23 protein-coding genes are annotated in these 26,483 nt (G+C 56.4%); 15 read left to right on the top strand and 8 right to left on the bottom strand.

Annotated features, from left to right (window positions below):
- Nucleotides 1–89: 89 nt before the first annotated feature.
- From carA to RCI20_RS06380, 4 genes are all read right to left on the bottom strand, one after another.
- A complete protein-coding gene (gene carA / locus RCI20_RS06395; RefSeq protein WP_306603738.1) occupies nt 90–1,280 on the bottom strand; it encodes a glutamine-hydrolyzing carbamoyl-phosphate synthase small subunit in 1,191 nt (396 codons plus the stop codon).
- Nucleotides 1,281–1,363: 83 nt separating this feature from the next.
- A complete protein-coding gene (locus RCI20_RS06390) occupies nt 1,364–3,739 on the bottom strand; it encodes a response regulator (protein WP_306603737.1) in 2,376 nt (791 codons plus the stop codon).
- A 197-nt stretch (nt 3,740–3,936) separates the two neighbouring features.
- The gene (dapB, locus tag RCI20_RS06385) at nt 3,937–4,743 is read right to left on the bottom strand and encodes a 4-hydroxy-tetrahydrodipicolinate reductase (protein ID WP_306603736.1); all 807 of its coding nucleotides are present in this window, start codon (nt 4,741–4,743) and stop codon (nt 3,937–3,939) included.
- Nucleotides 4,744–4,746: 3 nt separating this feature from the next.
- Nucleotides 4,747–5,229: an outer membrane protein assembly factor BamE gene (locus tag RCI20_RS06380; protein ID WP_306603735.1), complete on the bottom strand. Its 483-nt coding sequence runs from the start codon at nt 5,227–5,229 to the stop codon at nt 4,747–4,749.
- 94 nt (nt 5,230–5,323) lie between these two features.
- Here RCI20_RS06380 and fur point away from each other — a divergent pair, with 94 nt between their 5' ends.
- Nucleotides 5,324–5,770, top strand: a complete 447-nt coding sequence (fur, locus tag RCI20_RS06375; protein ID WP_306603734.1) for a ferric iron uptake transcriptional regulator — start codon at nt 5,324–5,326, stop codon at nt 5,768–5,770.
- A 14-nt stretch (nt 5,771–5,784) separates the two neighbouring features.
- Nucleotides 5,785–6,381 (top strand): TMEM165/GDT1 family protein, encoded by a 597-nt coding sequence (locus tag RCI20_RS06370; protein WP_306603733.1) that lies wholly within the window; start codon nt 5,785–5,787, stop codon nt 6,379–6,381.
- Between the two features lie 14 nt (nt 6,382–6,395).
- Here the strand turns inward: RCI20_RS06370 and recN are convergent, their stop codons facing one another.
- Together recN and RCI20_RS06360 are read right to left on the bottom strand one after the other, a co-directional pair.
- Entirely contained in the window at nt 6,396–8,081 is a 1,686-nt protein-coding gene (gene recN / locus RCI20_RS06365; protein ID WP_306603732.1) for a DNA repair protein RecN, read from the bottom strand.
- Entirely contained in the window at nt 8,081–8,998 is a 918-nt protein-coding gene (locus RCI20_RS06360; protein ID WP_306603731.1) for an NAD kinase, read from the bottom strand. The genes recN and RCI20_RS06360 overlap by 1 nt, the downstream gene beginning before the upstream one ends.
- 48 nt (nt 8,999–9,046) lie before the next feature.
- Here RCI20_RS06360 and hrcA point away from each other — a divergent pair, with 48 nt between their 5' ends.
- From hrcA to RCI20_RS06340, 4 genes are all read left to right on the top strand, one after another.
- A complete protein-coding gene (gene hrcA, locus RCI20_RS06355) occupies nt 9,047–10,075 on the top strand; it encodes a heat-inducible transcriptional repressor HrcA (protein ID WP_306603741.1) in 1,029 nt (342 codons plus the stop codon).
- Nucleotides 10,075–11,178 (top strand): ferrochelatase, encoded by a 1,104-nt coding sequence (hemH, locus tag RCI20_RS06350; RefSeq protein WP_306603730.1) that lies wholly within the window; start codon nt 10,075–10,077, stop codon nt 11,176–11,178. The genes hrcA and hemH overlap by 1 nt, the downstream gene beginning before the upstream one ends.
- Before the next feature lie 121 nt (nt 11,179–11,299).
- Nucleotides 11,300–12,367: a VCBS repeat-containing protein gene (locus tag RCI20_RS06345; protein ID WP_306603729.1), complete on the top strand. Its 1,068-nt coding sequence runs from the start codon at nt 11,300–11,302 to the stop codon at nt 12,365–12,367.
- A 35-nt stretch (nt 12,368–12,402) separates the two neighbouring features.
- Complete coding sequence (locus RCI20_RS06340) at nt 12,403–14,025, top strand: methyl-accepting chemotaxis protein (protein WP_306603728.1); 1,623 nt, start codon at nt 12,403–12,405, stop codon at nt 14,023–14,025.
- A gap of 69 nt (nt 14,026–14,094) precedes the next feature.
- Here RCI20_RS06340 and RCI20_RS06335 read toward each other — a convergent pair whose 3' ends face one another.
- Nucleotides 14,095–15,462, bottom strand: coding sequence for a serine/threonine-protein kinase (locus tag RCI20_RS06335; protein WP_306603727.1), 1,368 nt, complete (start codon nt 15,460–15,462; stop codon nt 14,095–14,097).
- Nucleotides 15,463–15,612: 150 nt separating this feature from the next.
- On the opposite strand from RCI20_RS06335, the gene grpE reads away from it, so the two are divergent.
- The 4 genes from grpE to RCI20_RS06315 all read left to right on the top strand — a co-directional run bounded on the left by grpE (nt 15,613) and on the right by RCI20_RS06315 (nt 20,744).
- A complete protein-coding gene (gene grpE, locus RCI20_RS06330) occupies nt 15,613–16,170 on the top strand; it encodes a nucleotide exchange factor GrpE (RefSeq protein WP_306603726.1) in 558 nt (185 codons plus the stop codon).
- Nucleotides 16,171–16,274: 104 nt separating this feature from the next.
- Nucleotides 16,275–18,206 carry a molecular chaperone DnaK gene (dnaK, locus tag RCI20_RS06325; RefSeq protein WP_306603725.1) on the top strand — a complete coding sequence of 644 codons (1,932 nt, stop codon included), beginning with the start codon at nt 16,275–16,277 and terminating at the stop codon, nt 18,204–18,206.
- An 83-nt stretch (nt 18,207–18,289) separates the two neighbouring features.
- Nucleotides 18,290–19,432, top strand: coding sequence for a molecular chaperone DnaJ (gene dnaJ, locus RCI20_RS06320; protein ID WP_306603724.1), 1,143 nt, complete (start codon nt 18,290–18,292; stop codon nt 19,430–19,432).
- A gap of 70 nt (nt 19,433–19,502) precedes the next feature.
- On the top strand, nt 19,503–20,744 hold the full coding sequence (locus RCI20_RS06315) for an ABC transporter substrate-binding protein (RefSeq protein WP_306603723.1): 1,242 nt from the start codon (nt 19,503–19,505) through the stop codon (nt 20,742–20,744).
- 51 nt (nt 20,745–20,795) lie between these two features.
- On the opposite strand, the gene cysS is transcribed toward RCI20_RS06315, so the two are convergent.
- Nucleotides 20,796–22,175: a cysteine--tRNA ligase gene (cysS, locus tag RCI20_RS06310; RefSeq protein WP_306603722.1), complete on the bottom strand. Its 1,380-nt coding sequence runs from the start codon at nt 22,173–22,175 to the stop codon at nt 20,796–20,798.
- 103 nt (nt 22,176–22,278) lie between these two features.
- Here cysS and RCI20_RS06305 point away from each other — a divergent pair, with 103 nt between their 5' ends.
- The 5 genes from RCI20_RS06305 to RCI20_RS06285 are packed head-to-tail and all read left to right on the top strand — an operon-like array spanning nt 22,279 to nt 26,481.
- Complete coding sequence (locus tag RCI20_RS06305) at nt 22,279–23,370, top strand: tetratricopeptide repeat protein (protein WP_306603721.1); 1,092 nt, start codon at nt 22,279–22,281, stop codon at nt 23,368–23,370.
- Entirely contained in the window at nt 23,370–24,671 is a 1,302-nt protein-coding gene (locus RCI20_RS06300; protein WP_306603720.1) for a murein L,D-transpeptidase family protein, read from the top strand. The genes RCI20_RS06305 and RCI20_RS06300 overlap by 1 nt, the downstream gene beginning before the upstream one ends.
- 2 nt (nt 24,672–24,673) lie before the next feature.
- Nucleotides 24,674–25,234 carry a peptidylprolyl isomerase gene (locus RCI20_RS06295; RefSeq protein WP_306603719.1) on the top strand — a complete coding sequence of 187 codons (561 nt, stop codon included), beginning with the start codon at nt 24,674–24,676 and terminating at the stop codon, nt 25,232–25,234.
- Nucleotides 25,235–25,243: 9 nt separating this feature from the next.
- A complete protein-coding gene (locus tag RCI20_RS06290) occupies nt 25,244–25,735 on the top strand; it encodes a peptidylprolyl isomerase (RefSeq protein WP_306603718.1) in 492 nt (163 codons plus the stop codon).
- Entirely contained in the window at nt 25,732–26,481 is a 750-nt protein-coding gene (locus RCI20_RS06285; RefSeq protein WP_306603717.1) for a UDP-2,3-diacylglucosamine diphosphatase, read from the top strand. The genes RCI20_RS06290 and RCI20_RS06285 overlap by 4 nt, the downstream gene beginning before the upstream one ends.
- The last annotated feature ends 2 nt before the right edge of the window (nt 26,482–26,483 follow it).

Genomic DNA, 26,483 nt, shown 5'->3' with positions numbered 1-26,483 from the left:
GCCTGACCGATGATGATCGGGCCGGCGCCAATAATCAAAACACTTTTTATGTCTGTACGTTTCGGCATCTTTATCTCTCTCTGTGCCGCTTATTGCGCGCTATTGAGCGCAGCAACGCCGCGCGTCATGGTGTCGAGGAAACGGTCGAACAGATAGGCCACGTCGTGCGGACCGGGACTCGCTTCCGGGTGTCCCTGGAACGAGAAGGCTGGCACGTCGGTACGCGCAATCCCCTGCAGCGAACCATCGAACAAGGAGACGTGCGTGGCCCGCAGGTTTTTCGGCAAGGAATCAGCGTCGACCGCAAAACCGTGGTTCTGACTGGTAATCAGCACCTGGCCGGTATCCATGTCCTTGACCGGGTGGTTGGCACCATGGTGGCCGAACTTCATCTTCAGCGTTTTCGCGCCGGAAGCCAGCGCCAGCAGTTGATGCCCCAGACAGATACCGAAAGTCGGAATACCACGCGCCAGAAACTCCTGGATAGCGGCAATCGCGTAATCGCAAGGTTCCGGATCGCCCGGGCCATTGGACAGGAAAATGCCATCAGGATTCATCGCCAGCACATCGGCCGCCGGCGTTTGTGCCGGCACGACGGTCAGCTTGACGCCACGCTGGGCCAGCATGCGCAGGATATTGCGCTTGACACCGAAATCGTAGGCCACCACATGGAACCGTGGCGCCGGGCCGGACGCGTAACCCTTCAGCGTCCACTCACCTTCGTTCCAGACACAGCTTTCCTTGGCCGACACAACCTTGGCCAGATCCATGCCGGCCAGGCCGGGAAACGCGCGGGCCATCGCCAGCGCCTTGGCTTCGTCGACTTCGCCAGCCAAGATGCAACCGGCTTGCGCGCCCTTTTCCCGGAGGATACGGGTCAACTTGCGGGTATCGATACCGGCAATGGCGACAATCCCATGTTTTTTCAGATAGGACGACAGATCGTCCTGGCAACGCCAGTTGGAGGCAACGCGAGGCAAATCGCGAATGACCAAACCGGCAGCGTAATTGGCGTCGGACTCGAAATCTTCTGCATTGCAACCGGTATTGCCGATGTGCGGATAGGTCAGCGTCACGATCTGCCGGCAGTAGGAAGGATCGGTGAGAATTTCCTGATAACCGGACATGGCGGTATTGAACACCACCTCGCCACTGGTCACACCATCAGCGCCGATAGATTGCCCTTTGAAAACCGTTCCGTCGGCGAGGGCGAGAATGGCGGGGGTAATTGAGGGCAGTAAGGACACGGCCGGCTCTCCTGAATTTTTCTGCTTGTTCATGTGCCAAGCGGGAAGGCTTGCGCCTCCCCGCTCGTGCTTTTTAACCTTCGTATTTTAGCTGAAAACAGGGTTTTCAGGCAAATTCAAGGAATTAGGCGAGTTTCAACAAAAGACTGCAAGCGCGGATGTATCTTCTCCATCTCCTGCTCCAGCGCCAAAAAGGTGCGCAGACAGGCTGACCAGTCTTGATTACCGGCGATTGCCGCATGCTCCATCTCAAGCGCGAGACGTCTTGCATCTTCTGCGTGAAACATAGCAAGCAAGCTTTTCAACGTATGCGCATGTCGACCAAGAGCGGAGAGATTCTGGTCCGCAATTGACTGTTTCAAGTTATCCAGATGATCCTGCCATTCGGCGAGCAGCATTTCCGCCATGGTCGCCAGCAAGTCCACATCACCAAGATTATCGAAGGCAGCCTTCAGGTCCAGCTTGCTCGCCTGCCCTGTTGAAAGCACCGAATCAGCAGGGGGCAACTGCACCAACTCACCTTCAACCGCACGCGCCAAAGCAGCATACAATTCTTCCGGGCGCAGAGGTTTGGCCACATAATCGTTCATTCCGGCAGCAAAACAACGCTCCCGGTCACTCTCCATGACATTAGCCGTCATGGCAACGATATAAATCGGCTTGAATTCATGCGAAATCACCCAGCTTCGCCGCATTTCGTGGGCTCTTATCGCTTCGGTGGCCTCAATTCCACCCAGCACAGGCATTTGCATATCCATAAGGATCAGATCAAACGATCCCGCATCGAACATATCAACACCCTCGGCGCCATTGTTAGCAACAGCAACCTGATGGCCGCGCCGTTCCAGCAGACGCAGCGCCAACTCCTGGTTAACCGGATTATCCTCAACCAGAAGAATACGCAAACGCACATCTTGAGTTTGCGTCGCTTGGCAAGCAGCATTCTCGTCAATCTCGAAGGCATCAAGCACAATCTCGCCCCCATCTCCGGAAGCGGACATCTCGGCCAAACCGAGCGCCACATCCAGATCACCTCTGCCAATTGGCTTAACCAGATGCACTGACACACCCAGTTCGCGCAAACGATCCAGATCATGGCGCTGATTCTCGGTCGTCAGCATGACCATCAGACGCTCACGCTTACCCCCATCTCGCCAACTTTCGACCAGCGACATCCCGCCCGGCGAAGACATTGCAGCATCGACGAACAGGTAGTCATAGGGAAAATCAAGGCGCCGGCTTTGATCAAATGCGCTAACAGCCTGCACGGGGTCGGCAAGCACGGAAACATGCAAGCCAAATCGTTCAAGCATGGCCTGCAAACACCGAGCAGCCAGCAGATTATCCTCGACAAGCAGCGCCCGGCGCCCGCGATAGATGGCTTTTTCCGGCTCGACAACAGCATTAGCCCGGTCAACACCCAAACCGACCGTAAAATGAAAAATGGACCCCTGCCCCTCCGTACTGTCCAACCAGATTCGGCCACCCATCAACTGCACCAGCTTTGCGCAGATAGCCAATCCCAAACCTGTTCCACCAAAACGCCGGGTCGTCGACACATCGGCCTGGGAAAAGGAATCAAATATTGCCTGTTGCTTATCCGCGGCAACGCCAATACCGGTATCGCTGACCGCCACATGCAACAACGCCTGCTGAGCATCGGCGCGTTCCACAGCCACCGTTACGCCGACATTGCCCGCTTCGGTAAACTTGATGGCATTGCCGACCAAATTGATGATGATCTGGCGTAAGCGCGTCGGATCGCCAACCAAGCGCAACGGCACTTCGGGACGGATATCGACAACCAACTCGAGGCCCTTGCGATGCGCGCTCAGCGCCAGCACCCGCACCGCTTCAAGCAGCACATCCTGAACCAGAAACGAGACCGACTCGACCTCCATTCGTCCCGCTTCAATCTTCGAAAAGTCGAGAATGTCATTAACGATGACCAGTAACGACTCGGCCGACGATTTGACTGTTTTCAGGTAATGTCGCTGCTCTGCATCAAGCTGGGTGTCCAGAGCCAGCCCCGTCATCCCGATAATGCCGTTCATCGGCGTACGGATTTCATGGCTCATGTTGGCCAAAAAAGCACCGCGCGCCTTATTGGCCGATTCAGCCAATTCCTTGGCTGCAATCAATGCAGCCTCGGCTTCCTTTATCTTGCTGATATCGCGCTGCAAAACCAGGATACGCGCCGGCTCTCCTTCCATATCGCGCGCAACCACGGCCCCGCGCAACTGAAACCAGCGCCACGCCCCGTCTTTTGCCTTGAGCCGACACTCGAGCTCAAACCAGCGATCACGCTTCGCAATATGCTCAGCCATCCGCGACTGCAGGATGCGCTGATCTTCTGGATGAACAAGGCGCTGCCAACTGATGATCGAATCATCAATCTCTTGCTGGGAATAACCCAGCATTTCCTTCCATTGGCGCCCTGACTCTATGGTGCCACTGCGCAGGTTCCAGTCAGCCAGCGCATCGCCGGACAACAAACCATTCCAGTGATTGAAGCCGACATAAGCCACATAAGACGCATCGACCAAATCGACAAGCTTGGCCATTCCCTGCACGAACTCCGGAACCACTGCAGTTTTGGCTCGCTCAAGCAAGCGCAGGTACTCGACATCACCCTCGCCGCCAAACAACTCCACGAGCTGCCGCTGCAGCAGACGGGATTTCATGGCGATCAGCGAAAGCCGAGCACATCCTGCATATCGAATAGACCGCTCTTGCGCCCAGCGATAAAACGGGCGGCCCGCAAGCTACCAAGGGCGTAAGGCATCCGGCTACTCGCCTTGTGCGTTACCTCGACACGCTCACCCAAGCCGCAGAACATCACCGTGTGATCACCCACGATATCGCCGCCACGGACGGTAGCAAAGCCGATCGTCGAGGGATCCCGCTCACCAGTCACGCCCTCACGGCCGTAAACAGCACACTCCTTGAGGTCGCGACCCAGCGCACCGGCCACTACTTCACCCATGCGCAACGCAGTCCCTGAGGGGGCATCAACTTTCATGCGGTGATGCGCCTCGACGATTTCGATGTCGTAACCCTGATTCAAAATTTGTGCTGCGGTCTCCAGTAGCTTGAAGACCAGATTCACCCCGACGGCCATGTTCGGCGCAAAAACCACTGGCACGTCAGAAGCAGCTTCCGAAATTGCCGCCTTGCCAGCGACATCGAACCCAGTCGTCCCGATAATCATGCCTACCCCGGCCTTGCGACAAATAGCCAGATGCTCAAGCGTACCTTCCGGGCGAGTGAAGTCGATCAGACAATCGATATATTGCATGCCACCAGGCAAATCGTCGGAAATCAACACATCGCTGACCATCCCGACCAATGCCCCGGCGTTGGCACCAATCGCCGGGCTACCCGGCACATCGAAGGCTGCGCCCAGCGCAACTGAATCATCCTTGAGAACAGCCTCAATCAACATACGGCCCATGCGGCCACCAGCACCAACAATACCAATCCGTGTTCTGCTCATCGCTTAAAGTCCAACCTTGTTCATCATTCGCCGGAAAAATCCAGGCTCTTCGGTCACCAATGGCTGCTCAGCAGCCTCCGCCGACAGTGTGCCAAGATCGATCAAGCGCGATCTGGATACGGTCGTGTTCAATTCATCGACAGCCCCAACTTCGGCCAGTCCGGCGACACGCGCCAGTCGATCTTCTGCATCGAAGAAAACGGAAAACTGCCGGGCTTCCACAGCACCAGTGCGCCCATTGCGGAAACGATAGACATAATCCCACCGCTGGCGATGAAAAATATCTGTAATCAAAGGACTACCCAGAATGAAGCGCACCTGGTCGCGGGTCTGGCCCGGCTTGAGTTGCCCAACCATCTCCTGCGTCAGCACATTACCTTGCTGAACATCAATTCTGTATTCATTGATAAAGCTGGGCTTGTAAGAAGAGCAAGCTGCGAGCAAGGAGCAAGCCACAACGAAAAGCAGGGTGCGAGAACGACGCATGCGGATTTCCAGAGGTTTCGATCAACTGTGAAGCGGTATATCATACCCGAAATAAGCACTCTCTCTGCTCCACCCGATAACAGGAAAAACCACAATGAGCGACCCCCAGAGCCTCAAGAACATCGGCCTGAAAGCAACATTTCCGCGCCTGAAAATTCTTGAGTTGTTCGAAAAAGGCGGCATGCGCCACATGACGGCAGAAGACGTTTACCGCATGCTGATCGCTGAGAACATGGATATTGGCCTGGCAACGGTCTATCGGGTACTGACCCAGTTTGAACAGGCGGGCTTGCTGGAGCGTCACTTCTTCGAATCCGGCAAGGCTGTGTTCGAAATCAATCGCGGCAAACACCACGACCATCTGGTTTGTGTCGACTGCGGCCGTGTTGAAGAATTTTACGATCCGGAAATCGAGCGTCGGCAAAATCTTGTGGCCGAAGAACGCGGCTTCAAGATTCAGGATCATGCACTGTACCTCTACGCACAGTGCACCAAGGAAGCATGCCCGCACCGCAACCCCCCTGCTGCCCACGACGACTGAGTCTCCTGCCACAAATGACTGAATTAGCTGCACTTGGCAGCAGTGCATGGCTGTCTTCCATTGGCGCCAGCTTTCTGCTGATTGGCTTGGCCGAGTTCGGCGACAAGAGCCAACTGGTCTGCATGACACTGGCGGCCCGCCATCGCGGCCTACCGGTTGCGCTCGGTGCCATTGCGGCTTTCTCGCTACTCAATCTGCTTGCGGTGCTGTTCGGTGCCGCAGTTGCTGCCTGGCTGCCCGAATGGATTGTCACTGTCGCCGTCGCCGTGCTGTTTGCCGTATTCGGCATCAGCGCCCTGCGTTACTCGGACGATGACGAAGATGAGCAGATAGAAGAAAAACCCAGCCACGGCATCTTCGCCACAACCTTCACGCTGATTTTCCTGGCGGAATTCGGCGACAAGACACAAATTGCCGTCGCCGGCCTGAGTAGCACGAACACTGCCAGCGCGGTCTGGCTGGGCGCCACGCTGGCTTTGGCGTGCACCTCGCTGCTCGGCATTTTCGCCGGCCAACGATTACTGAATCGTTTGCCACTACGCTGGATACACCGGATCAGCGGCGTTTTTTTCCTGGCTCTCGCCGCTTACGCCATCAGCCGACTACTGTAACGATTTTTGTCTTTTCAGGGCGTCGACCGCAGTAATTCCTGCGCATGTTGCAAGGTAATCTCGGTGATATCGACGCCGCCCAGCATCCGGGCGATTTCCTGAACGCGCGACGCTTCATCCAGCGGCTGTATGGCAGACAGCATCACGCCATCACGCTTGGCCTTGCTCACCTGCCATTGCCAGTCGGCCCGCGCCGCAACCTGTGGCAAATGGGTGACACACAACACCTGGCGTTCCTGACCGAGCTCATGCAGCAAGCGCCCGACAATCTCGGCAACGCCACCACCGATACCCACATCAACCTCATCGAAAATCAGCGTCGGCACACTGGCTGAACGCGAGGTCAGCACCTGAATGGCCAGACTGATGCGCGACAATTCACCACCTGAAGCGACTTTGGCCAAGGGTTTCGCTTCGTTACCGGCCAGGCCGCCAATGCGGAATTCGACCTGTTCAAGGCCGTACGCAGCACCGCGAAGGAAACCCCCTTGGGAAGCCGCATTCTCGACCGGCAACAGAGCCACCTCGAAACGGCCGGACGAAAGTGCCAACTGGCCCATTACGGCACTGACCTGCACCCCCATTTCCTGCGCGGCAACTTGCCGACCCGCCGACAAGAGCGTGGCCGATTCAAGATAAGCACGCTGCAACAATTCAACATTCGCCTGCAAGGCAGCCAGATCAGCCGCTGCCGAAAGCGTCGCCAGGCGCTCACGCCATTCGGCCAGCAGAACAGGAAGCTCGACGGGTTGAACACGATACTTGCGGGCCAACGCCAGGATGGAGTCCATCCGACGCTCAACCTCAGCCAGACGCGAAGGGTCGAGATCGACCCGGTCGGTATAGCGCCGCAGTGTCGAGACGGCATCGGACAACTCAGCCTGCACTGAACCCAGCACCCCGGCAACCTCGGCCAACGCGGGATCGTATTCGGCCAGTCCGGCAAGACGAGTGGACACCCGGTCGATCTGGCGTTCACAGGCAGTCTCGTCGTCAGCCAACACGCCCAAAGCGTATTGCGCACCTTCGATGAGACTAGCGGCATGCCCAAGACGACGCTGCTCACCATCCAGCGTCGCCCATTCCTCGGCATTGAAAGCCAGCGCATCAAGTTCGCGCACCTGCCATTCAAGTTGCTCGCGCTCGCGCAACAGCGCATCACTCCCCTCGCTGGCCAGCCGCCAGGCCTGATCGGCATCACGCCAGCGTCGCCAGGCAGCACCGACGGTACGCACCAGATCTTCCAGGCCGGCATGCGCATCCAGTAACTGACGCTGCGCATCGGCCCGCAACAAGGACTGATGGGCATGCTGACCGTGGATATCGACCAACCATTCACCCACTTCGCGCAATTGCTGGATGGTTGCCGACGAACCGTTGATCCAGGCCCGCGAACGACCACCAGCATCAATCACTCGCCGCAACAGCAGGTCGCCTTCGGTCTCAAAACCGTTTTCCTCAAGCCATCTCGCTACGGCCGGCAAAGCGGCAATATCAAAAGTGGCGGCGATTTCCGCCTTCTCACAACCGGCACGCACCACCCCGGCATCGGCACGCTCACCGAGCGCCAGCGCCAGCGCGTCAATCAAAATGGATTTTCCTGCGCCGGTTTCTCCGGTCAACGTGCCAAAACCGGCAGAAAACTCAAGCTCCAGCCGGTCGACAATGACGAAATCGCGCAAAGTCAGGTGTTGCAGCATCAAAGCCCCCTGGGCCGTTCGCTCCAGTGCAGCTTCTGGCGCAACATGGCAAAGTAACTGTAGCCTGGCGGATGCAGGAAACAAATGGTGTGTTCGGACCGGCGCAGACGCACGCTATCGCCACGCTGCAGATCAAGCGTCAGCTGACCATCGAAATGGGCGCGCGGATCATCTGCCTGGGTAATGCGCAATTCGATATCGGCCTGATCGTTGACGATAATCGGTCGATTGGTCAGCGAATGCGGGCACAAAGGGACCAACGCAATACCGGTCAGCGTCGGGTGCAAAATTGGCCCGCCGGAAGATAACGAGTACGCAGTCGAACCGGTCGGCGTCGACACAATCAGCCCATCGGAGCGCAGGTTGTAGATGAATGCCCCATCGATGAACAGTTCGAATTCGATCATTCGACCAATCGCCCCCTTATCCACCACCACGTCGTTCAAGGCGATGTTGGAGGCCAGTTCCTTGCCATCGCGAATCACCTCGGCCGCCAACAGCATCCGGTTTTCCCGCTGGAAGCGACCATCGAGCAGATCATCCATGCAAGTCAGCATGTCGTCGCGGGCAATATCGGTCATGAAACCGAGACGCCCCTGATTGACGCCAACCAAGGGCACGCAATAGCGGGCCAGCCGGCGCGCCGCGTTAAGCATGGTGCCGTCACCACCCAGCACAATGGCCAGATCGGCATGCGCACCGATATCGTTGAAACCGCAAGTCACCCAACGCGCCAGATCGACCAGCTTGCCGATATGTTCTGACGTTTCCCGCTCGATAAAAACAGAAACGCCGCGCTCATGCAGGTATTCAGCCAAACGCACCAGCGACTCGGCGATTTCCGGGCTATGGTATTTGCCAACCAGGGCAATGGTACGAGGATTGGACAGACGATTCATGGGTCCGAATTCTGGCATAAAAAACGCTTTGCCGTGGCCTCCCCGCTTTTCGGTAAAATCATCGCCATGCTTGATGAACGCGCACGCACCCTGTTGAAGGCACTGGTCGAACACTATATCGCCGACGGACAACCAGTCGGCTCACGTGCACTGTCAAAGTTTTCCGGCCTCGATCTGTCACCGGCGACCATCCGCAATGTCATGGCGGATCTCGAGGAGGCCGGCTTTGTCGCCAGCCCACACACATCGGCCGGGCGCGTGCCCACAGCACGCGGTTACCGTTTATTCGTCGACAGCCTGTTGACCGTACAAACGCTGGAATCCCGACAACTGGATCAAATGGAAGAAGCGCTGCACGGGCTGCCAGCCAACCAGATCATCGCCAACGCCTCACAATTGCTCTCCAGCCTGACCCATTTTGCCGGCGTAGTCATTGCGCCACGACGGGCGAGCAACCGGATCCGCCAGGTCGAGTTTCTCAGCCTCTCGGAAAAGCGCATCCTGCTCATCATCGTCACCACCGACGGCGACGTACAAAACCGGATACTGAACAGCGACAAGGCCTACACGCCTGCCGAACTGGTCAGCACCGCAAATTATCTGAACCAGAATTTCGCCGGCCTGGATTTCGAACAAATCCGCCAGCGCCTGAGCAGTGAAATCCAGCAATTGCGCGACGACATCAAACCACTGATGTCACTGGCCCTGGATGCCGGCGACGCCGCATTGGCAGAAAACACCAAGCCTTGCGTCATCTCCGGCGAGCGCAACCTGCTCGACGTGGAAGAACTATCTTCCAACATGAAGCGCCTACGCGAACTATTCGACCTGTTTGAACAGCGCTCCAGCCTGATGCGTCTGCTCGAAGTCTCGAATCGGGCCGAAGGCGTCCAGATTTTCATTGGCGGCGAATCAGGCATCGCCACACTGGATGAATGCAGCGTGATTACCGCACCGTATAACGTTGATGGCCAGGTGGTCGGCTCGGTCGGTGTCATCGGCCCGACCCGAATGGCCTACGAACGCGTCATCCCCATCGTCGACATCACCGCCCGTCTGCTGTCCTCTGCCCTCTCCTACAAGAACGAGAACTGATGCCCCGCTTTCAGCCAGAACCGCCGTACCGTCACGGCACGCCACTTGGCACCGCCGTCGTCCTGGTCAATCTCGGCACGCCCGATGCGCCGACCGCACCGGCACTGCGTCGCTACCTGAAGCAGTTTCTTTCCGACCCACGCGTCGTTGAAATACCCAAACCGCTCTGGTGGCTGATTCTCAACGGCATCATTCTCAACACCCGACCGAAAAAATCCGCCGCCAAATACGCCCAGGTCTGGATGAAAGAAGGCTCACCGCTGCGCGTACACACCGAACGCCAGGCCAAGCTACTCAAAGGCATCCTGGGAGAACGCGGCCACCATGTCAGCGTGAGCTATGCCATGCGCTATGGGCAGCCTGCACTGCCCAGTGTGCTGAGTCACCTGAAAGCAGAAGGTGCCAGACGCATTCTGCTCATCCCGCTGTATCCGCAATACGCGGCCAGCACGACAGCCACCGTCGTTGACGAAGCCGCCCGCTGGTTGATCGAGGCCCGCAACCAACCCGAAATGCGCTTTGTGCGCAATTTCCATGACGATACCGGCTACCTCGGCGCGCTGGAACAATCCGTTCGCCGGCACTGGCAATCCTGCGGTCAACTGGGTAAAAACGACAAATTGCTGATCAGCTTTCACGGTTTGCCCAAGCGCAGCCTCGATCTTGGCGACCCGTACTTTTGCGAATGCCACAAAACCGGTCGCCTGCTGGCCGAACGTCTCAATCTTCAGCCCGAGCAATACCAAATCTGTTTCCAATCCCGCTTCGGCAAGGCCGAATGGTTGCAACCCTACACCGCCCCCACGCTTCAAGCATGGGGAAAACAGGGGATTTCCCGGGTCGACGTCATTTGTCCGGGCTTTTCTGCGGACTGCCTGGAGACACTGGAAGAAATCGCCCTCGAAGGACGCGATGATTTCTTGGCCGCTGGCGGCAAGGCATATCACTACATCCCGGCGCTGAATGAAGACCCGGCCTGGATCGAGGCGCTAGCCGATATCGCCGAGCAACATTTGGCCGGCTGGCAGACCAAAGAAATATTCGACCCGCACGCCCTGGAAAAATCAGCGCGTGAAGCATTCAAGTTTGGCGCCAGAACCTGAGCAGGGGCGAAGCGCAGCAGGGCACAAACTGCTAACGCAAGGAAAGTCGGGGGAAATAGCTTAATTTCGCTGCAGCATCGCCGTTAAAAAGGTATGCACCTATACCTTTTCGGAGACTGCCATGAAAATCGCTAACGCAGAATTGCAGATGAGTTCATTGCATAGCAGCCAGCAGCAGCGTGAAGTCAGCGAGTCGCTCAAAATGTGGGTTGGCCCGCAGCGGCCAAATTTTGAAAATCGGGCCACGCCCCCTGCGCCCCAACGCCCACCAGCCCATGAAAATGTCGTTTTGTCCGATGCCGGAAAAGCAGCTGCCGCATCCGTCAATACGGATGAAGCCATTGACGAAGCAACGGAACACGATCCTCGCCTTCTACTGATCCGCATGATGCTGGAAGCAATGACCGGAAAAACCGCACGTGTTTTCAACCCTCGGGAATTAGAGGGCAAAGGCGCGGATGTGCAAATCCCCGCTCAGCAAAGCAGCCCTGCCACGCCAGCGCCGGCCAGGCCGGCAGGGTACGGGATTGAATACGACTACCATGAGTCCTACACGGAAATTGAGGAAAGCCATTTTTCGACATCCGGCGTCGTAAAAACCAGCGACGGCCGTGAAATAAGTTTTGACCTGGAACTCAGCATGTCACGCCAGTATTACGAAGAAAATTCGCTCAGTTTGCGTTTGGGCGATGCGGCAAAAAAAATTGACCCTCTGGTTCTCAACTTCGCTGGCAATGCGGCCAGCCTGACCGACCAACGCTTCTCCTTCGACCTGAATGCCGACGGAACAGATGAGCAGATTTCCCGTTTGGCCAGCGGTAGCGCCTACTTGGTCTTTGATCGCAACAGCGACGGAAAAATCAACGACGGTCGCGAGATGTTCGGCCCAACCAGCGGGGATGGGTTTGCCGAACTTGCCGCACTCGACGACGACAAAAATGGATGGATTGATGAAAACGACAGTGCATTCAATAAGCTGAGTCTTTGGCAACAGGGCGACGACACGGCGGGGACACTGCGCTCACTGGGCGATACAGGCATTGGCGCCTTGGCACTGGCCAATATCAGCACACCCTTCGACCTGAAAAATCAGCAAAACGAACTCCTCGGCCAAATTCGCACTTCAGGAATTTTTTTGCACGAAAATGGCAAGGCTGGCACAATCCAACAAATCGACCTGACAGTCTGACCGGACTGTTGGTACTCATAAAAAAGGGCTGATCAATGCCACGTTTTGCTGATTTGAAAATCTGGGTCCGACTAACCGCTGCGATCTGGTTGGTTCTCGCATTAATCTGGGCAGGGGCCATCGTCTGGATGACGCAAGTCAATCGGGAAACTGCCATTCGCCAAGCCGAAGATTTTTCAAAAAGCATTCACGAGATGACCATGGCCGGCCTCACCGGCATGATGATTACCGGTACAGTTGATCAGCGTGAAGTTTTCCTTGACCAGATCAAGCAGCTTTCAATCATCAAAGACCTCCATGTTGCACGGGGAGAGGCGGTGGTCAAGCTTTACGGTCCAGATGCAAAGAGCGGGGGGCGCACCCTTGATGCACTGGAGCAAAAAGTCATGGAAACCGGTCAGGCCTACACAGCCGTCGGTCATGACGCAGGCTCCTCCTTCCTCCGAGTAATCAATCCAACCAAGGCATCGAACAATTACCTTGGCAAGGATTGCCTGGTTTGCCATCAGGTTCCGGAAGGAACCGTGCTAGGCGTCGTCAGCATGAAGGTCTCTCTCGACTCGGTTGAAGCCGAAGTCGCCAGCTTCCGCTTGAAAATCGCCGGGGCCGCACTCGGTGCGCTGGGAGCACTGCTGGTAATCATATATTTCCTGACGCATCACTTTGTCACCGCGCCTCTGGACCAACTCCGCCAGGGACTACGCGACATTGCCCGCGGCGAAGGCGACCTGACCCGCCGCTTGCCGGTAAATGGCAATGACGAAGTGGGACAGGCGGCTTTCGTATTCAATGAAATGATGGGTAATTTCCAGCAACTGGTCAGCCAAGTACGTGATGGTGCCAGCCAGGTTTCTGCGCGGGTATCGGCACTCTCCGATAGCGCCGACCTCGTATCACAAAGCTCGCACCAGCAAAACGAAAAGTCCAATGATGCCGCTGCAGCAGTGGAACAACTGGTGTCCAGCATTTCTTCCATTGCGCAAAGTGCCGAACATGTCCAGCACCAGTCTCAGGAAAGCCTGGCCCGGGCCAACGAAGGCAACCGGAATCTGCAGACACTTCTGGGCGAAATGAATGTCGTCGAGCGTGCAGTCCGGGAAATGGCCGATTCGGTCAACAATTTTGTACGTAACACCGAGTCGATCACCCTGATGACCCGCGAAGTCAAAGACATCGCCGAACAAACCAACCTGCTGGCGCTTAATGCCGCAATCGAAGCCGCACGTGCAGGCGAACAAGGGCGAGGCTTCGCGGTGGTCGCTGACGAAGTACGCAAGCTGGCAGAAAAATCATCCCGTTCAGCCAGCGAGATTGACGCCATCACGGCCAACCTGAGTGCCCAGTCAGTTGCCGTAAGACGCAGCATCGAAGAAGGCATGCATCATCTGGAAAGTAGTCAATCAGCAGTAGCGCTGGTCTCAGATGTGCTGCAGGCAACCAACGGTTCCGTAACGGAAGTCGGCCACGGCCTGGATGCGATTGCTGCGGCAACGGAACAGCAACACCGCTTCTCCGGCGAAGTTGAATCGAGTATTGAAGCGATTGCCGGCATGGCACGCAACAATACTGGCGCAGTTGAACAAACCGCAGGAGCAGCCCACGACCTGAAACGTCTGGCGGATGGTTTGACCACATTGGTCGGTCGTTTCAAAGTCTGAACTTCCGGCAATACCAAGAGCCAGCGGCGGGCTGACAACGGGTTTTACGCCCGCTGCCAGCCCGCAAATTCATTCCGGCGCCAGTTCTAACGGCGCACTACTGCCTGATGCCTGACGCTCCCCGGAGCGCGATCCATCATCCGGCAGCAGGGCATGCTGACCGTACGCAGCAACGATTTTGTTGACCTCGCGAAAACGATAAATCAGGCGCGACAATAAGGCATCACGCATGCGCCCCAGCAATTCTTCAGAAGACAAGGCGAGCGCGGCTGCGTTGATTTCGACGAACAAAACCGGCTCCAACGTCACGACGGTCGCTTGTCGCAAATCGCTGGACGGATGGAGAAAAGCAACCTCGCCTACCGGCTCCCCTGCAGCCAGGCGACATAGCACCCGGCCCTCAATGGAGATTTCGACACTGCCGGAAACAATGATGCCAAACAGCTTGTTGCGATCCCCTTCGCGAATCAAGGTCACGCCAGACGATATTTCGCGCCACACTGAAACCCGAAGTACCTCCCAAAGCTCGACATTTTCGAATTCAGTAAAGAAATCAAGGCTGCGTAACTGTTCGAAATGACTGCAGTCCTGTGCCGTTTCATCTTCTTCAAGGATCTGGAAACGCACGGTAGATAAATCCTTGGCCATCTCCGCGCCATTTCGGTAACGGCCGTACAGATCCTTTTCCAGCGCTTTCTTCAAAATGGCATTCAAAGCCGGCGGCAGATTCGGATTGAGCGAAGTCACTGCGGGCGCATCGGCATTGACGATCTTGTACACCAGCGTTGCCTGATTATTGGCCCGAAAAGGCAGTCGACCGGTCAACAATTGAAACATCACGACACCCAGCGAATACAGATCGGTTTTCTGATTCAGCGGATAGCCCTTGATCTGCTCCGGCGACATGTAGGCCGGCGAACCGACGCCCATGATGAAGGTCGAGTCGCGGTCCATGTCCTTGTTCATATTCAGGGCCAGGCCAAAATCGGCGATTTTCGCTTCGTCGTTGGCTGCCACCATGATATTGGCTGGTTTGATGTCGCGATGAATGATGCCCTGCCGGTAAGCGGCGTCGAGCGCCATGCAGCATTTGAAAATGATGCCGATGACCCGGTGCATGGGCAGCAGACGATCAATGCGGCAATGTTGTTCCAGACTGAAGCCGTCGACATACTCCATTGCCAGGTAAGCAAAATCGTCTTCAACCACGGCATCGTAAATACGCACGATATTCGGATGATCGAGACGCTTTGACACCATCCCCTCGTTCTGAAAAAGCTTGCGCATGCGTCGCGATACGGCAGCACTGTCTCCGCCGAATTGAATCACCTTGACGGCAACCTGTCGCGCATTGTCCGGATCCTCGCAAAGATAGACCTTGGCGGTTGCCCCTTTGCCCAACTCACGTACCACGCGGTATTTACCTATTGTTTCCATGCGCCGCACTTCCGGAAAATCATGGATTAATCGTAGCACGCATGACAGAAGAGCCTGCCAACTAACTGTTGGCAAAAAATCCTGAGACCCTCTTGAAAGACCAGTCTTCGCCCCCAGATACTGTTTCAGATTTTTTGGAGAATCACACGCATGTCCAATCCTGAAAACACCCCCGAATCAAATGCTGCTCACACCATTTCTGGCGAAACGATCACCGAGACGGTTGCTGCAGAGGTCCACACAGACACCCTCCCGAGTATCGAGGAGCAATTCCGTGCGCTCGAACTGAAGGCAACAGAACATTACGATGCCTGGCTGCGCGCCAAGGCGGAAGGCGAAAACATCCGTCGTCGCGCCCAGGAAGACATCAGCAAGGCACACAAATTTGCCGTTGAGAAGTTCGCTGGCGAATTACTGGCCGTCAAGGACAGCCTGGAAGCTGCGCTGGCCGTGCCTGAGCAAACCGTCGACAGTTTCAAGGCCGGTGTCGAACTGACCCTGAAGCAACTGGTTTCCGCTTTTGAAAAAAATGCGCTGATTGAAATCAGCCCGGTCGGCGAGAAATTCGACCCGCACAAGCATCAAGCCATCGGCATGGTGCCTTCTGACCAGGAAGCTAATACTGTCGTGACAGTATTGCAAAAAGGCTACCTGATTGCCGACCGCGTACTGCGTCCGGCCTTGGTCATGGTGGCACAGGGCAAATAGACGAAAAAGTGCGATTTTTTGCGGTCGACCGCAAAAAATTGCTTGAAATCGGGGTAGCAACCCCCAACTCACGAACATCGGTAATTCACTTTAGGAAAGACATCATGGGCAAGATCATCGGTATCGACCTCGGCACCACCAACTCCTGCGTTGCCATCATGGAAAGCGGCACGCCGAAGGTTATTGAAAATGCAGAAGGTGCACGCACCACCCCGTCGGTCATCGGCTACACCGAAGACGGCGAAATCCTGTGCGGCGCACCGGCCAAGCGCCAGGCCGTGACCAATCCGAAGAACACGTTGTACGCTGTCAAGCGACTGATCGGCCGCCGCTTCGAAGAGAAGGAAGTGCAGAAAGACATCTCGCTGATGCCGTTCAAGATCGTCAAGGCCGACAACGGCGACGCTTGGGTTGAAGCGCGCGACAAGAAAATCGCCCCGCCACAGGTTTCGGCCGAAGTGCTGCGCAAGATGAAGAAGACCGCCGAAGACTACCTCGGCGAGGAAGTCACCGAAGCGGTCATCACCGTGCCGGCCTACTTCAACGACAGCCAGCGCCAGGCCACCAAGGACGCTGGCCGCATCGCCGGTCTGGACGTCAAGCGCATCATCAACGAACCGACGGCTGCCGCGCTGGCCTTCGGTATGGACAAGGTGTCCGGCAAGGACAAGAAGATCGCCGTGTATGACCTCGGCGGTGGCACCTTCGACATCTCGATCATCGAAATCGCCGACGTCGATGGCGAAAAGCAGTTCGAAGTGCTGGCCACCAACGGCGACACCTTCCTCGGCGGCGAAGACTTCGACCAGCGCCTGATCGATTACATCATCGATGAATTCAAGAAGGAATCCGGCGTCGACCTGAAGAAGGACGTGCTGGCCCTGCAACGCCTGAAGGAAGCCGCCGAAAAGGCCAAGATCGAGCTGTCCTCCAGCCAGCAAACCGAAATCAACCTGCCTTACATCACCGCCGATGCTTCCGGTCCGAAGCACCTGGCACTGAAAATCACTCGCGCCAAGTTCGAGTCGCTGGTGGACGAGTTGGTCGAGCGTACGGTTGCCCCGTGCGTCATGGCACTCAAGGATGCCGGCTGCAAGATCGGCGACATCGACGACGTGATCCTGGTCGGCGGCCAGTCCCGCATGCCCAAGGTGCAGGACAAGGTCAAGGAAATCTTCGGCAAGGAACCACGCAAGGACGTCAATCCTGACGAAGCCGTTGCCGTCGGTGCTGCCATCCAGGGCGGCGTGCTGCAAGGCGAAGTCAAGGACGTGCTGCTGCTCGACGTGACCCCGCTGTCGCTCGGTATCGAAACGCTGGGCGGCATCATGACCAAGCTGATCCAGAAGAACACGACGATCCCGACCAAAGCCTCGCAAACCTTCTCGACCGCCGACGACAACCAGTCCGCCGTGACCATTCACGTGCTGCAGGGCGAACGCGAAGTCGCTTCCGGCAACAAGAGCCTCGGCCAGTTCAACCTGGAAGGCATCCCGCCCTCGCCGCGCGGCACGCCGCAAATCGAAGTCATTTTCGACATCGACGCCAACGGCATCATGCACGTCACTGCCAAGGACAAGGCCACCGGCAAGGAAAACAAGATCACCATCAAGGCCAACTCCGGCCTGAGCGAGGAAGAAATCCAGCGCATGGTGAAGGATGCCGAACTGCACGCCGAGGACGACAAGAAGGCGCACGAACTGGCCGATGCCCGCAACCAAGCTGATGGCATGGTGCACATGGTCAAGAAGTCGATGACCGAATACGGCGACAAGCTCGAAGCTTCTGAAAAGGAAGCCATCGAAGCGGCGATCAAGGAAGTCGAAGACGTGCTGCGCGAAGGCGACAAGGATGTCATCACCGCCAAGACCGAAGCCCTGAGCCAGGCTGCACAGAAGCTGGGAGAAAAGATGTACGCCCAGCAGCAAGCCGCCGAAGGTGCCGCTGGCGGTGCCGAAGCCAGCGCCCAGCAAGACAAGAAAGACGAAGGCGACGTGGTTGATGCCGAGTTCACCGAGGTCAAGGACAAGAAGTAAGTCCTGACGCAACAGCCCGGCGCCGAGCCTACCGGAAACCTCCGGCGGCGCTCGGCGCCTTTGTCACTTGACGGGTAGAAGAAATGTCAAAACGCGATTTTTACGAGATTCTCGGGGTCAACCGGGATGCCTCAGACGACGAGATCAAGAAGGCCTACCGTAAGCTGGCCATGAAGCACCACCCGGACCGCAACCCGGATAATCCGGCAGCTGAGGAAAAGTTCAAGGAAGGCAAGGAAGCCTACGAAATCCTGTCGGATGCTCAGAAGCGTGCCGCCTACGATCAATATGGCCACGCCGGGGTAGACCCGCAGGCCGGCATGGGTGGATTTGGTGGCGGTGGGGGTGGCGCGGGTTTTGCCGATGCCTTCGGGGGCATCTTCGACGAGATATTTGGCGGACGCGGCGGCGGCGGTGGCGGTGGCGGACGTTCCAATATCTATCGCGGTGCCGACCTGCGTTACAACCTGGAAATTTCGCTCGAACAAGCAGCCCACGGTACGGAAACCAAGATTCGCATTCCGACCATGGAGGTCTGTGAGCCGTGCAGCGGTTCAGGGGCAAAGCCCGGCACACAACCCAAGACCTGCCCCACCTGCGGGGGCTCCGGTCAGGTGCGCCTGCAACAAGGTTTTTTCTCGATCCAGCAGACTTGCCACAAGTGTCACGGCACGGGTCGCTACATCGCCGACCCCTGCAAGAGTTGTGGCGGCGCCGGCCGCATCAAGCAACACAAGACGCTGGCCGTCAAGATTCCGGCCGGGGTTGATGAAGGTGATCGCATCCGGCTGGCTGGCGAAGGTGAGCATGGCGTCAATGGTGGCCCGCCGGGCGATCTGTACGTGCAGATTCATCTCAAGGCACACACCGTCTTCACCCGCGACCACAATGACCTGCATTGCGAGATGCCGATTTCGTTCACCACGGCAGCACTCGGTGGCGAAATCGAGATTCCGACACTGGACGGTGCCGCGACCATCAAGATTCCACCGGAAACTCAGACAGGTCGGGTTTTCCGCCTGCGCGGGAAGGGCATCAAGGGCGTACGCAGTCACACGCATGGTGACTTGATGTGTCACGTCGTGGTGGAAACGCCGGTCAATCTGACGGATCGACAGAAGGAATTGCTGGCAGAGTTGGAAGAATCGAGCAAGGATTGCGATCACAAACACAATCCGCGCGCCAAATCCTGGCTGGATAAAGTCAAAGACTTTTTTGGCGACTGACCGATGTATGCACACCGGGTCATTCAAGTTGCAATACGCCTCCGCAACTGAAATGACTCGGTGATAAAACATGCAAATCCGGCAGGTCAAATACAAACCTGTCGGGACCACTCCCCCTGAAGCATATCCACTGCTAAAATCAAGCGGTCGTTTACAGGGGAGACATAATATGCAGTCATTCAAAAGACTCATGGCAGCAACTGCCATGGCACTTTCAGCATCATGCTGGGCAGAGCCCGGCATCAGCGACACCAGCATCACCCTTGGCATGTCCGCCCCCTTCTCGGGACCGAATAGCGCGTACGGTGAAGACATGCGGCAAACCATTCAGTCATATTTTGAACAAATCAACAAGAATGGGGGTATTCACGGCCGGAAACTGCAATTGGTCGCACTCGATGATGGCTACGAGACAGAGCGTACGGTGGCCAATACACGTAGCCTGATCAACGAGAAAAATGCTTTTGCCTTGCTGTCGTTCTATGGCTCCAGCCCAACGACCGAAGCAATGAATACCGTATTCGGACCGGCAAAGGTACCGCTCGTTGGCACCATCTCAGGCGCAGGCACGCTGCGTGAACCGATTTCTGCCAACCCGAACAGTCGCTACATGTTTCATGTTCGCGCCAGCTATGCCGACGAAACGGATCTCCTCGTCAATCAGATGGTTTCTCTGGGCTTGCGCAACATCGCCGTCTTCTATCAAAACGACGGATTTGGCAAAGCAGGCCTCGAAGGTGTAAGTGCCGCGCTGAAGAAACACGACTTGGCACCATCAGCCGTTGGTACCGTCGAACGCAACTCGCTCGATGTCACCTCGGCCGTACAATCGATTGCCAAAGCCAATCCGCAAGCTGTCGTCATGGTCACGCTATACAAACCGACTGCCGCGTTTGTACGAGCCATGAAGCGTGCCGGGCAGAATCCGATGCTGATGACACTATCGCCGGTCGGCACGGAACAACTTATTCAAGAACTGGGCGCAGAAGCCCGTGGCATTGGCATATCCCAAGTCGTTCCTTACCCCTGGAACAATGTCACGCCGGTCGTACGGGATTACCAGAAGGTTGCCGCAAAACCAGGCAGTTATTCATACTACGGACTGGAGGGCTATCTGATGGCACGCACCATGGTCGAAGGCTTGCGACGTACAGGACGCGACTTGACCCGGGAGAAACTGATCAGTTCGCTGGAAAGCCTCAACAACACAGACCTTGGTGGCTATCGCATGAACTATTCGCCAAACATTCGCTACGGCTCACGTTTTGTCGAACTCACCGTGATCGGTGCAGGCGGCAAGGTTTTACGCTAAAAGCTGCGGTCGAAAAAAAAGCCCGTTTTCACGGGCTTTTTTTTCGACCGATCAGGCACGTCGCCAACTGGTCCCCTGTGCACTGTCATCAAGCACGATACCGGCAGTTTTCAGGGTATCGCGAATCCGGTCAGCCTCAGCAAAATCCCGCGCAGCCTTCGCTGCAGCCCGACGGGCAATCAAGTCCTCAATATCTGCGTCATTAAACCCATCAGAAGGACCACCTGCACGCAGATAAGCCATCGGCTCCCGCTCTAGAAGGCCAATAACGCCCCCCAAGACCTTGAGCAAACCCGACAATTCGCCCGACTTCTGCCGATTGGCTTCCGCAGCCAGTTCAAAAAGAATCGAAATCGCCCCGTGCGAATCGAAATCTTCATTCAGCACTGCCGCAAAGCGGGCAGCAAAACCGCTCGTCCAATCAATACCGGCAACTGCCTGAACCTTGGGCGGCACATCGCGCAGGGTGAAATAAAGGCTGTCCAGACTGCGCTTGGCATCATCAAGATGCGCATCGGAATAATTCAACGGACTACGATAATGCGCCCGCAGAATGAAGAAGCGAACCACTTCGGCATCAAATTTTTTCAGCACCTCGCGGATGGTGAAAAAGTTGCCCAAGGATTTCGACATTTTTTCGTTGTCGACCCTGACAAAGCCATTGTGCATCCAGTAATTGACGTAATGGCAGCAATTCGCCCCTTCCGATTGGGCAATTTCGTTCTCGTGGTGCGGAAACTGCAAATCCTGACCGCCGCCGTGGATATCGAAATGCTTGCCAAGCAAACTGGAACTCATTGCCGAACACTCAATATGCCAGCCAGGCCGCCCGTCTCCCCAAGGAGATGGCCAGGATGGCTCACCCGGTTTGGCATTCTTCCAGAGCACGAAGTCCAGCGGGTCCTGCTTGGCGTTATCGACTTCGACACGTTCACCAGCCCGCAGATCGTCGAGCGATTTGCCGGACAACTTGCCGTAGCCCTCAAACTTCCTGACCGCGTAGTTCACATCACCGTCCGCCGCCTGGTATGCGAGGCCCTTGGCTTGCAGTTTGTCGATCAGTTCAAGCATTTGCGGCACGAACTCTGTCGCCCGCGGCTCGTGGTCCGGTCGCAAAACGCCCAAAGCGTCGGCATCTTCATGCATGAAGGCGATGAACCGATTGGTCAACTGCTGGATCGTCTCCCCATTTTCCTGCGCCCGACGAATGATCTTGTCGTCGATATCGGTGATGTTCCGGACATAAGTCACATCGTAACCGGAGACCTTAAGCCAACGATAAACCATATCAAAAACCACCATGACACGAGCGTGACCAAGATGACAATAGTCATAAACCGTCATACCACAAACGTACATGCGAACCTTGTTGGCTTCAATTGGTTCAAAAGGCTGTTTTTCGCGCTTCAGGGAGTTGAATATCTTTAGCATGTGGGGAATATGACGAAGTGGGCAAAAGCACTCTAAATCTATGGATTTGCCTGCTTTTTTGGTAGAATTGAAAGATTAAAATCCTGGAAATTATAGCACGGCGATGACCACCAAATCCTTGCTCCAGCCTCGCTTCCGGACGCTCCGCGCCGTGGCTTTCGGCCTCTCTATCGGCTTTGCCGCTCCGGTTTTTGCCGACAACCTGCCCGACATCCAGCGCCTGATCAAGCAAGGCCAGCACGCTCAGGCACTGGAAAAGGTAGACGCTTACCTGAGCAGCCGTCCCAAGGATGCGCAAGGCCGTTTTCTGAAAGGCCTCATTTTTACCGAAATGAACCGATCAGCCGACGCCATCAATGTGTTCACCAAGCTTTCCGAGGACTACCCGGAGCTGCCTGAGCCCTACAACAATCTCGCCGTGCTCTACGCTCAGCAAAAGCAATACGACAAGGCACGTACCGCGCTTGAAATGGCCATCCGGACTCACCCGGCTTATGCCATCGCCTACGAGAACCTTGGTGATATTTATGCCAAGCTGGCCAGTCAGGCCTATGACAAAGCACTCCAGTTCGATGGTGGCAACACAACAACCCAGAACAAACTGGCACTGATCCGCGACCTGATCACAACCTCGGGCAAGAGCAATGTCAAGCCAAGCGCCAGTGCACCTGCAGTCAGCGCACCGCCCCCCGTAGCTGTCCCAGCACCGACGCCGGCTCAACCAGTCGTCAAACAGGTCGCAACGGCAACCGTCGTCGCAACGACGCCGGGAGCTGCCGCACCGGCCATCAATGAGGCCAAACCGACCCCTCCTCCTGCGCCAGCGATTGAAGCCAAGCCTGTCGCCAGGGATGCCGCCAGCGAGGACGTAGCCAAAGCCTTGGCCGCATGGGCAAATGCTTGGTCACGCAAGGACATGAAAGCTTACCTGGCGACCTATGCAAGTGACTTCAACACACCAAAGGGAGTCAGCCGGTCAAATTGGGAAAAAGAGCGTGAACAACGCATTGGCGCGCGCCCCGGCAAAATCTCCGTCACCTATGACGAGCCGAGCATTACGATCAATGGTGATCGGGCTACCGTTCGTTTCAAACAGCACTACAAGGCGCCCGGCATGAATAGTTCCAGCAACAAGACGCTGGTCTTCGTCCGCGCCGGCAGCAAGTGGTTGATCAAGGAAGAAAACGCTCGTTGATGCGCAAATTGAAGTTTGTGCTGCCAGGCCTGCTGGGTCTGGCAGTAATTGCGGCTGTCGCCTTGATCCAACAGCGGGACGAAGATTCTCCTCTGGCTGAGAATCTTGCCGCCCCCCAAAAAGCAGAATCCACCCCGGTCTGGCCAGAACGTCCGGGGATCAAGCAAACGGAATCCGACGCAAGCCAGGCCGACGCAGGGGCGGAAGCCATGCTGGCTCGGGTTTTTCGGGAAATTGAAGGAAGAAATCTCGGCCAGGCCCTCAAGCTCACCGAAACTTTGCTCCAACAATATCCGAACTATCGGCTGGCGCACCTGATCAAGGGAGACCTGCTACTGGCCCGCACCCATCCAATTCAGGACTTCGGTGCCCTCAAGGGGGCTCCGCGCGAACAAATCGAGGATTTGCGTGCAGAAGCGCTGAAACGACTCCAGGGCTACCGGGAAAAACCGCCGGCCGATTACGTGCCGCGCTACCTGCTGCAAATGCGCCCCGACCAACGCCATGCCGTGGTGGTCGACACCGAACGCTCGCGCCTTTATCTCTACGAAAACGACCTCTCCCGTGGTGGTCGCCCGCGCTTTGTTGCCGACTATTACATCACCCAAGGCAAACTGGGGGCCAACAAACTGAATGAGGGCGACAAGAAAACCCCGATTGGCGTTTACCACGTAACAGCCAATCTTGCCCGCCAAAAGCTCCCGGATCTCTACGGCAGTGGCGCCTTTCCGATTAACTACCCCAACGAACTGGACAAACGGGAGGGACGTGGTGGCAGTGGCATCTGGTTGCATGGAACGCCATCCAACACCTTTGCTCGCCCACCGCTGGCCTCCGATGGGTGCGTCGTGCTGACCAATCAGGATCTGGATTCCATTGCCGGGAACATGCAGGTTGGACTGACCCCAGTCATCATCAGTAACGCTATTGAGTGGCTCTCAGTCGACGAGTGGTCACGCGAACGAGAGCAGTTCAATCAAAGTATCGAAGCCTGGCGCAGCGATTGGGAAAGCCGGGATAATGACCGTTACCTGAAGCACTATTCGAAAACCTTCAAGGCTAACGGTCAGAATTTTGAGCAATTCGCTGAGCAAAAACGCCAAGTCAATGCCAGCAAAACCTGGATCAAGATCAAGCTCGACAATTTGTCGATGTTCCGCAACCCAGGCAAAGAAGATGTACTTGTCGTAACGTTCGAGCAAGATTACCAGAGCAACAACCTCACCAACCGCATGAAAAAACGCCAGTATTGGGTACGAGAAAGCGGGCAGTGGAAAATCATTTACGAAGGAACAGCCTGATCATGAAAAAGCTAATCGGCATTTTTGCCGCTTTGACCTTGTCGACCGCAGCAGCCTGGGCGGCACCAACGCTTGAGTTGCAAACCAACCAGGGCAAAATTGTCGTCGAACTGGATGCCCAGAAGGCACCAAAAAGCACCGCCAATTTCCTCCAGTACGCCAAGGATGGCTTTTACGCCGGCACTATCTTTCATCGCGTCATTCCCGGCTTCATGATTCAGGGCGGTGGTTTCGACCAGAAAATGAATCAGAAAAAGCCGCACGCACCAATCGAAAATGAAGCCAAGAACGGCTTGAAAAACCTGCGCGGCACGCTCGCCATGGCACGCACCGGCGACCCGCACTCTGCCACCGCCCAGTTCTTCATCAATCACCGCGACAACGGTCCGCTTGACTATCCCAGCCGTGATGGTTGGGGCTATGCCGTTTTCGGCAAAGTCATCGAAGGCATGGACGTGGTCGACAAGATTGCCAAGATTCCGACCGGCAGCGCCGGTATGCACTCCGACGTGCCCCAGGCACCGGTCATCATTGAAAACGTCAAAATCATCTCCGAAAAATAAGGAAACCTCATGATCAAACTCACCACCAACCACGGCGTCATCACGCTCGAACTCGATGCTGAAAAGGCACCGAAGACTGTCGCCAACTTCATTTCCTACGTCGAAGCCGGCCATTACGACAACACCATCTTCCATCGTGTCATCAAGAACTTCATGATTCAGGGCGGCGGCATGGAACCGGGAATGAATCAGAAAGACTGCGGCGAGCCGATTGAAAACGAAGCCGCCAACGGTCTGAAGAACAAGCGGGGCAGCGTCGCCATGGCACGCACCAACGATCCGCACTCGGCTACTGCGCAGTTCTTCATCAATACCGTGGACAACGACTTCCTCGACTTCAAGGCGCCCTCCGGCCAAGGCTGGGGCTACTGCGTTTTCGGTGAAGTCGTTGAAGGCATGGATGTGGTCGACAAGATCCGCGCCCTCCCCACCGGCAACAAGGGCTTCCATCAAGACGTGCCGAAGGAAGACGTGATCATCGAAAAAGCGGAAGTCGTTTGATCCTCTTTATTTCCGATCTGCACCTGTCGCCCCGCTCACCCGGGGCGACGCGTTTGTTTCTTGACTTTCTTGCCGGACGCGCCCGCCTCGCCAGTGAATTGTTTATTCTCGGCGACCTGTTCGAAACCTGGATTGGCGATGACGACATCGATGATCCGTACCATGCCGAAATCCTTGCCGCGCTGCGCGCTGCCTCCGATGCCGGATTACGCATAAGCCTCATGCATGGCAACCGCGACTTTCTGCTCGGCCAGAAGTTCGCAGCGGCCAGCGGCGTTCGCCTGATCAATGACCCTTACACGCTGTCGACCGCAGAATGGCAGTTTGTCTTGTCGCACGGCGACGCACTATGTCTGGATGACGTCGCCTACATGAAGTTCCGCGCCCAAGTCCGCAGCCCGCAATGGCAAGCCGATCTGCTCGCCAAGCCCTTGGCTGAACGGCGGGAAATTGCGGCGCATATGCGCCAAGTCAGCGAATCCAGCCAGCGCGAAAAAGAGCATCCCTATACCGATCTGAAAACTGCCGCGACCGATGATTTCCTGCGCCAGCAGGGCTACGCCACCTTCATCCACGGCCATACGCACCAGCCGGCAAAGCACGATCACATCGTCGACGGCATCCACGTCGAACGCTGGGTACTGGCCGACTGGCGTGAAGTCGATGGAAAAACCCAAGGCGAATGCCTGGTCTGGGATGGCGAAGCACTGAAGCGCCAAGCCATTCTCCCCGAAAACCAGGCCTGAAC

It is taken from the genome of Azonexus sp. (assembly GCF_030824335.1).
In the GTDB taxonomy this organism is placed as follows: Bacteria; Pseudomonadota; Gammaproteobacteria; order Burkholderiales; family Rhodocyclaceae; genus Azonexus.
The sequence above is the reverse complement of the archived record's forward strand: the minus strand, read 5'-3'. Positions and strand labels throughout refer to the sequence as shown.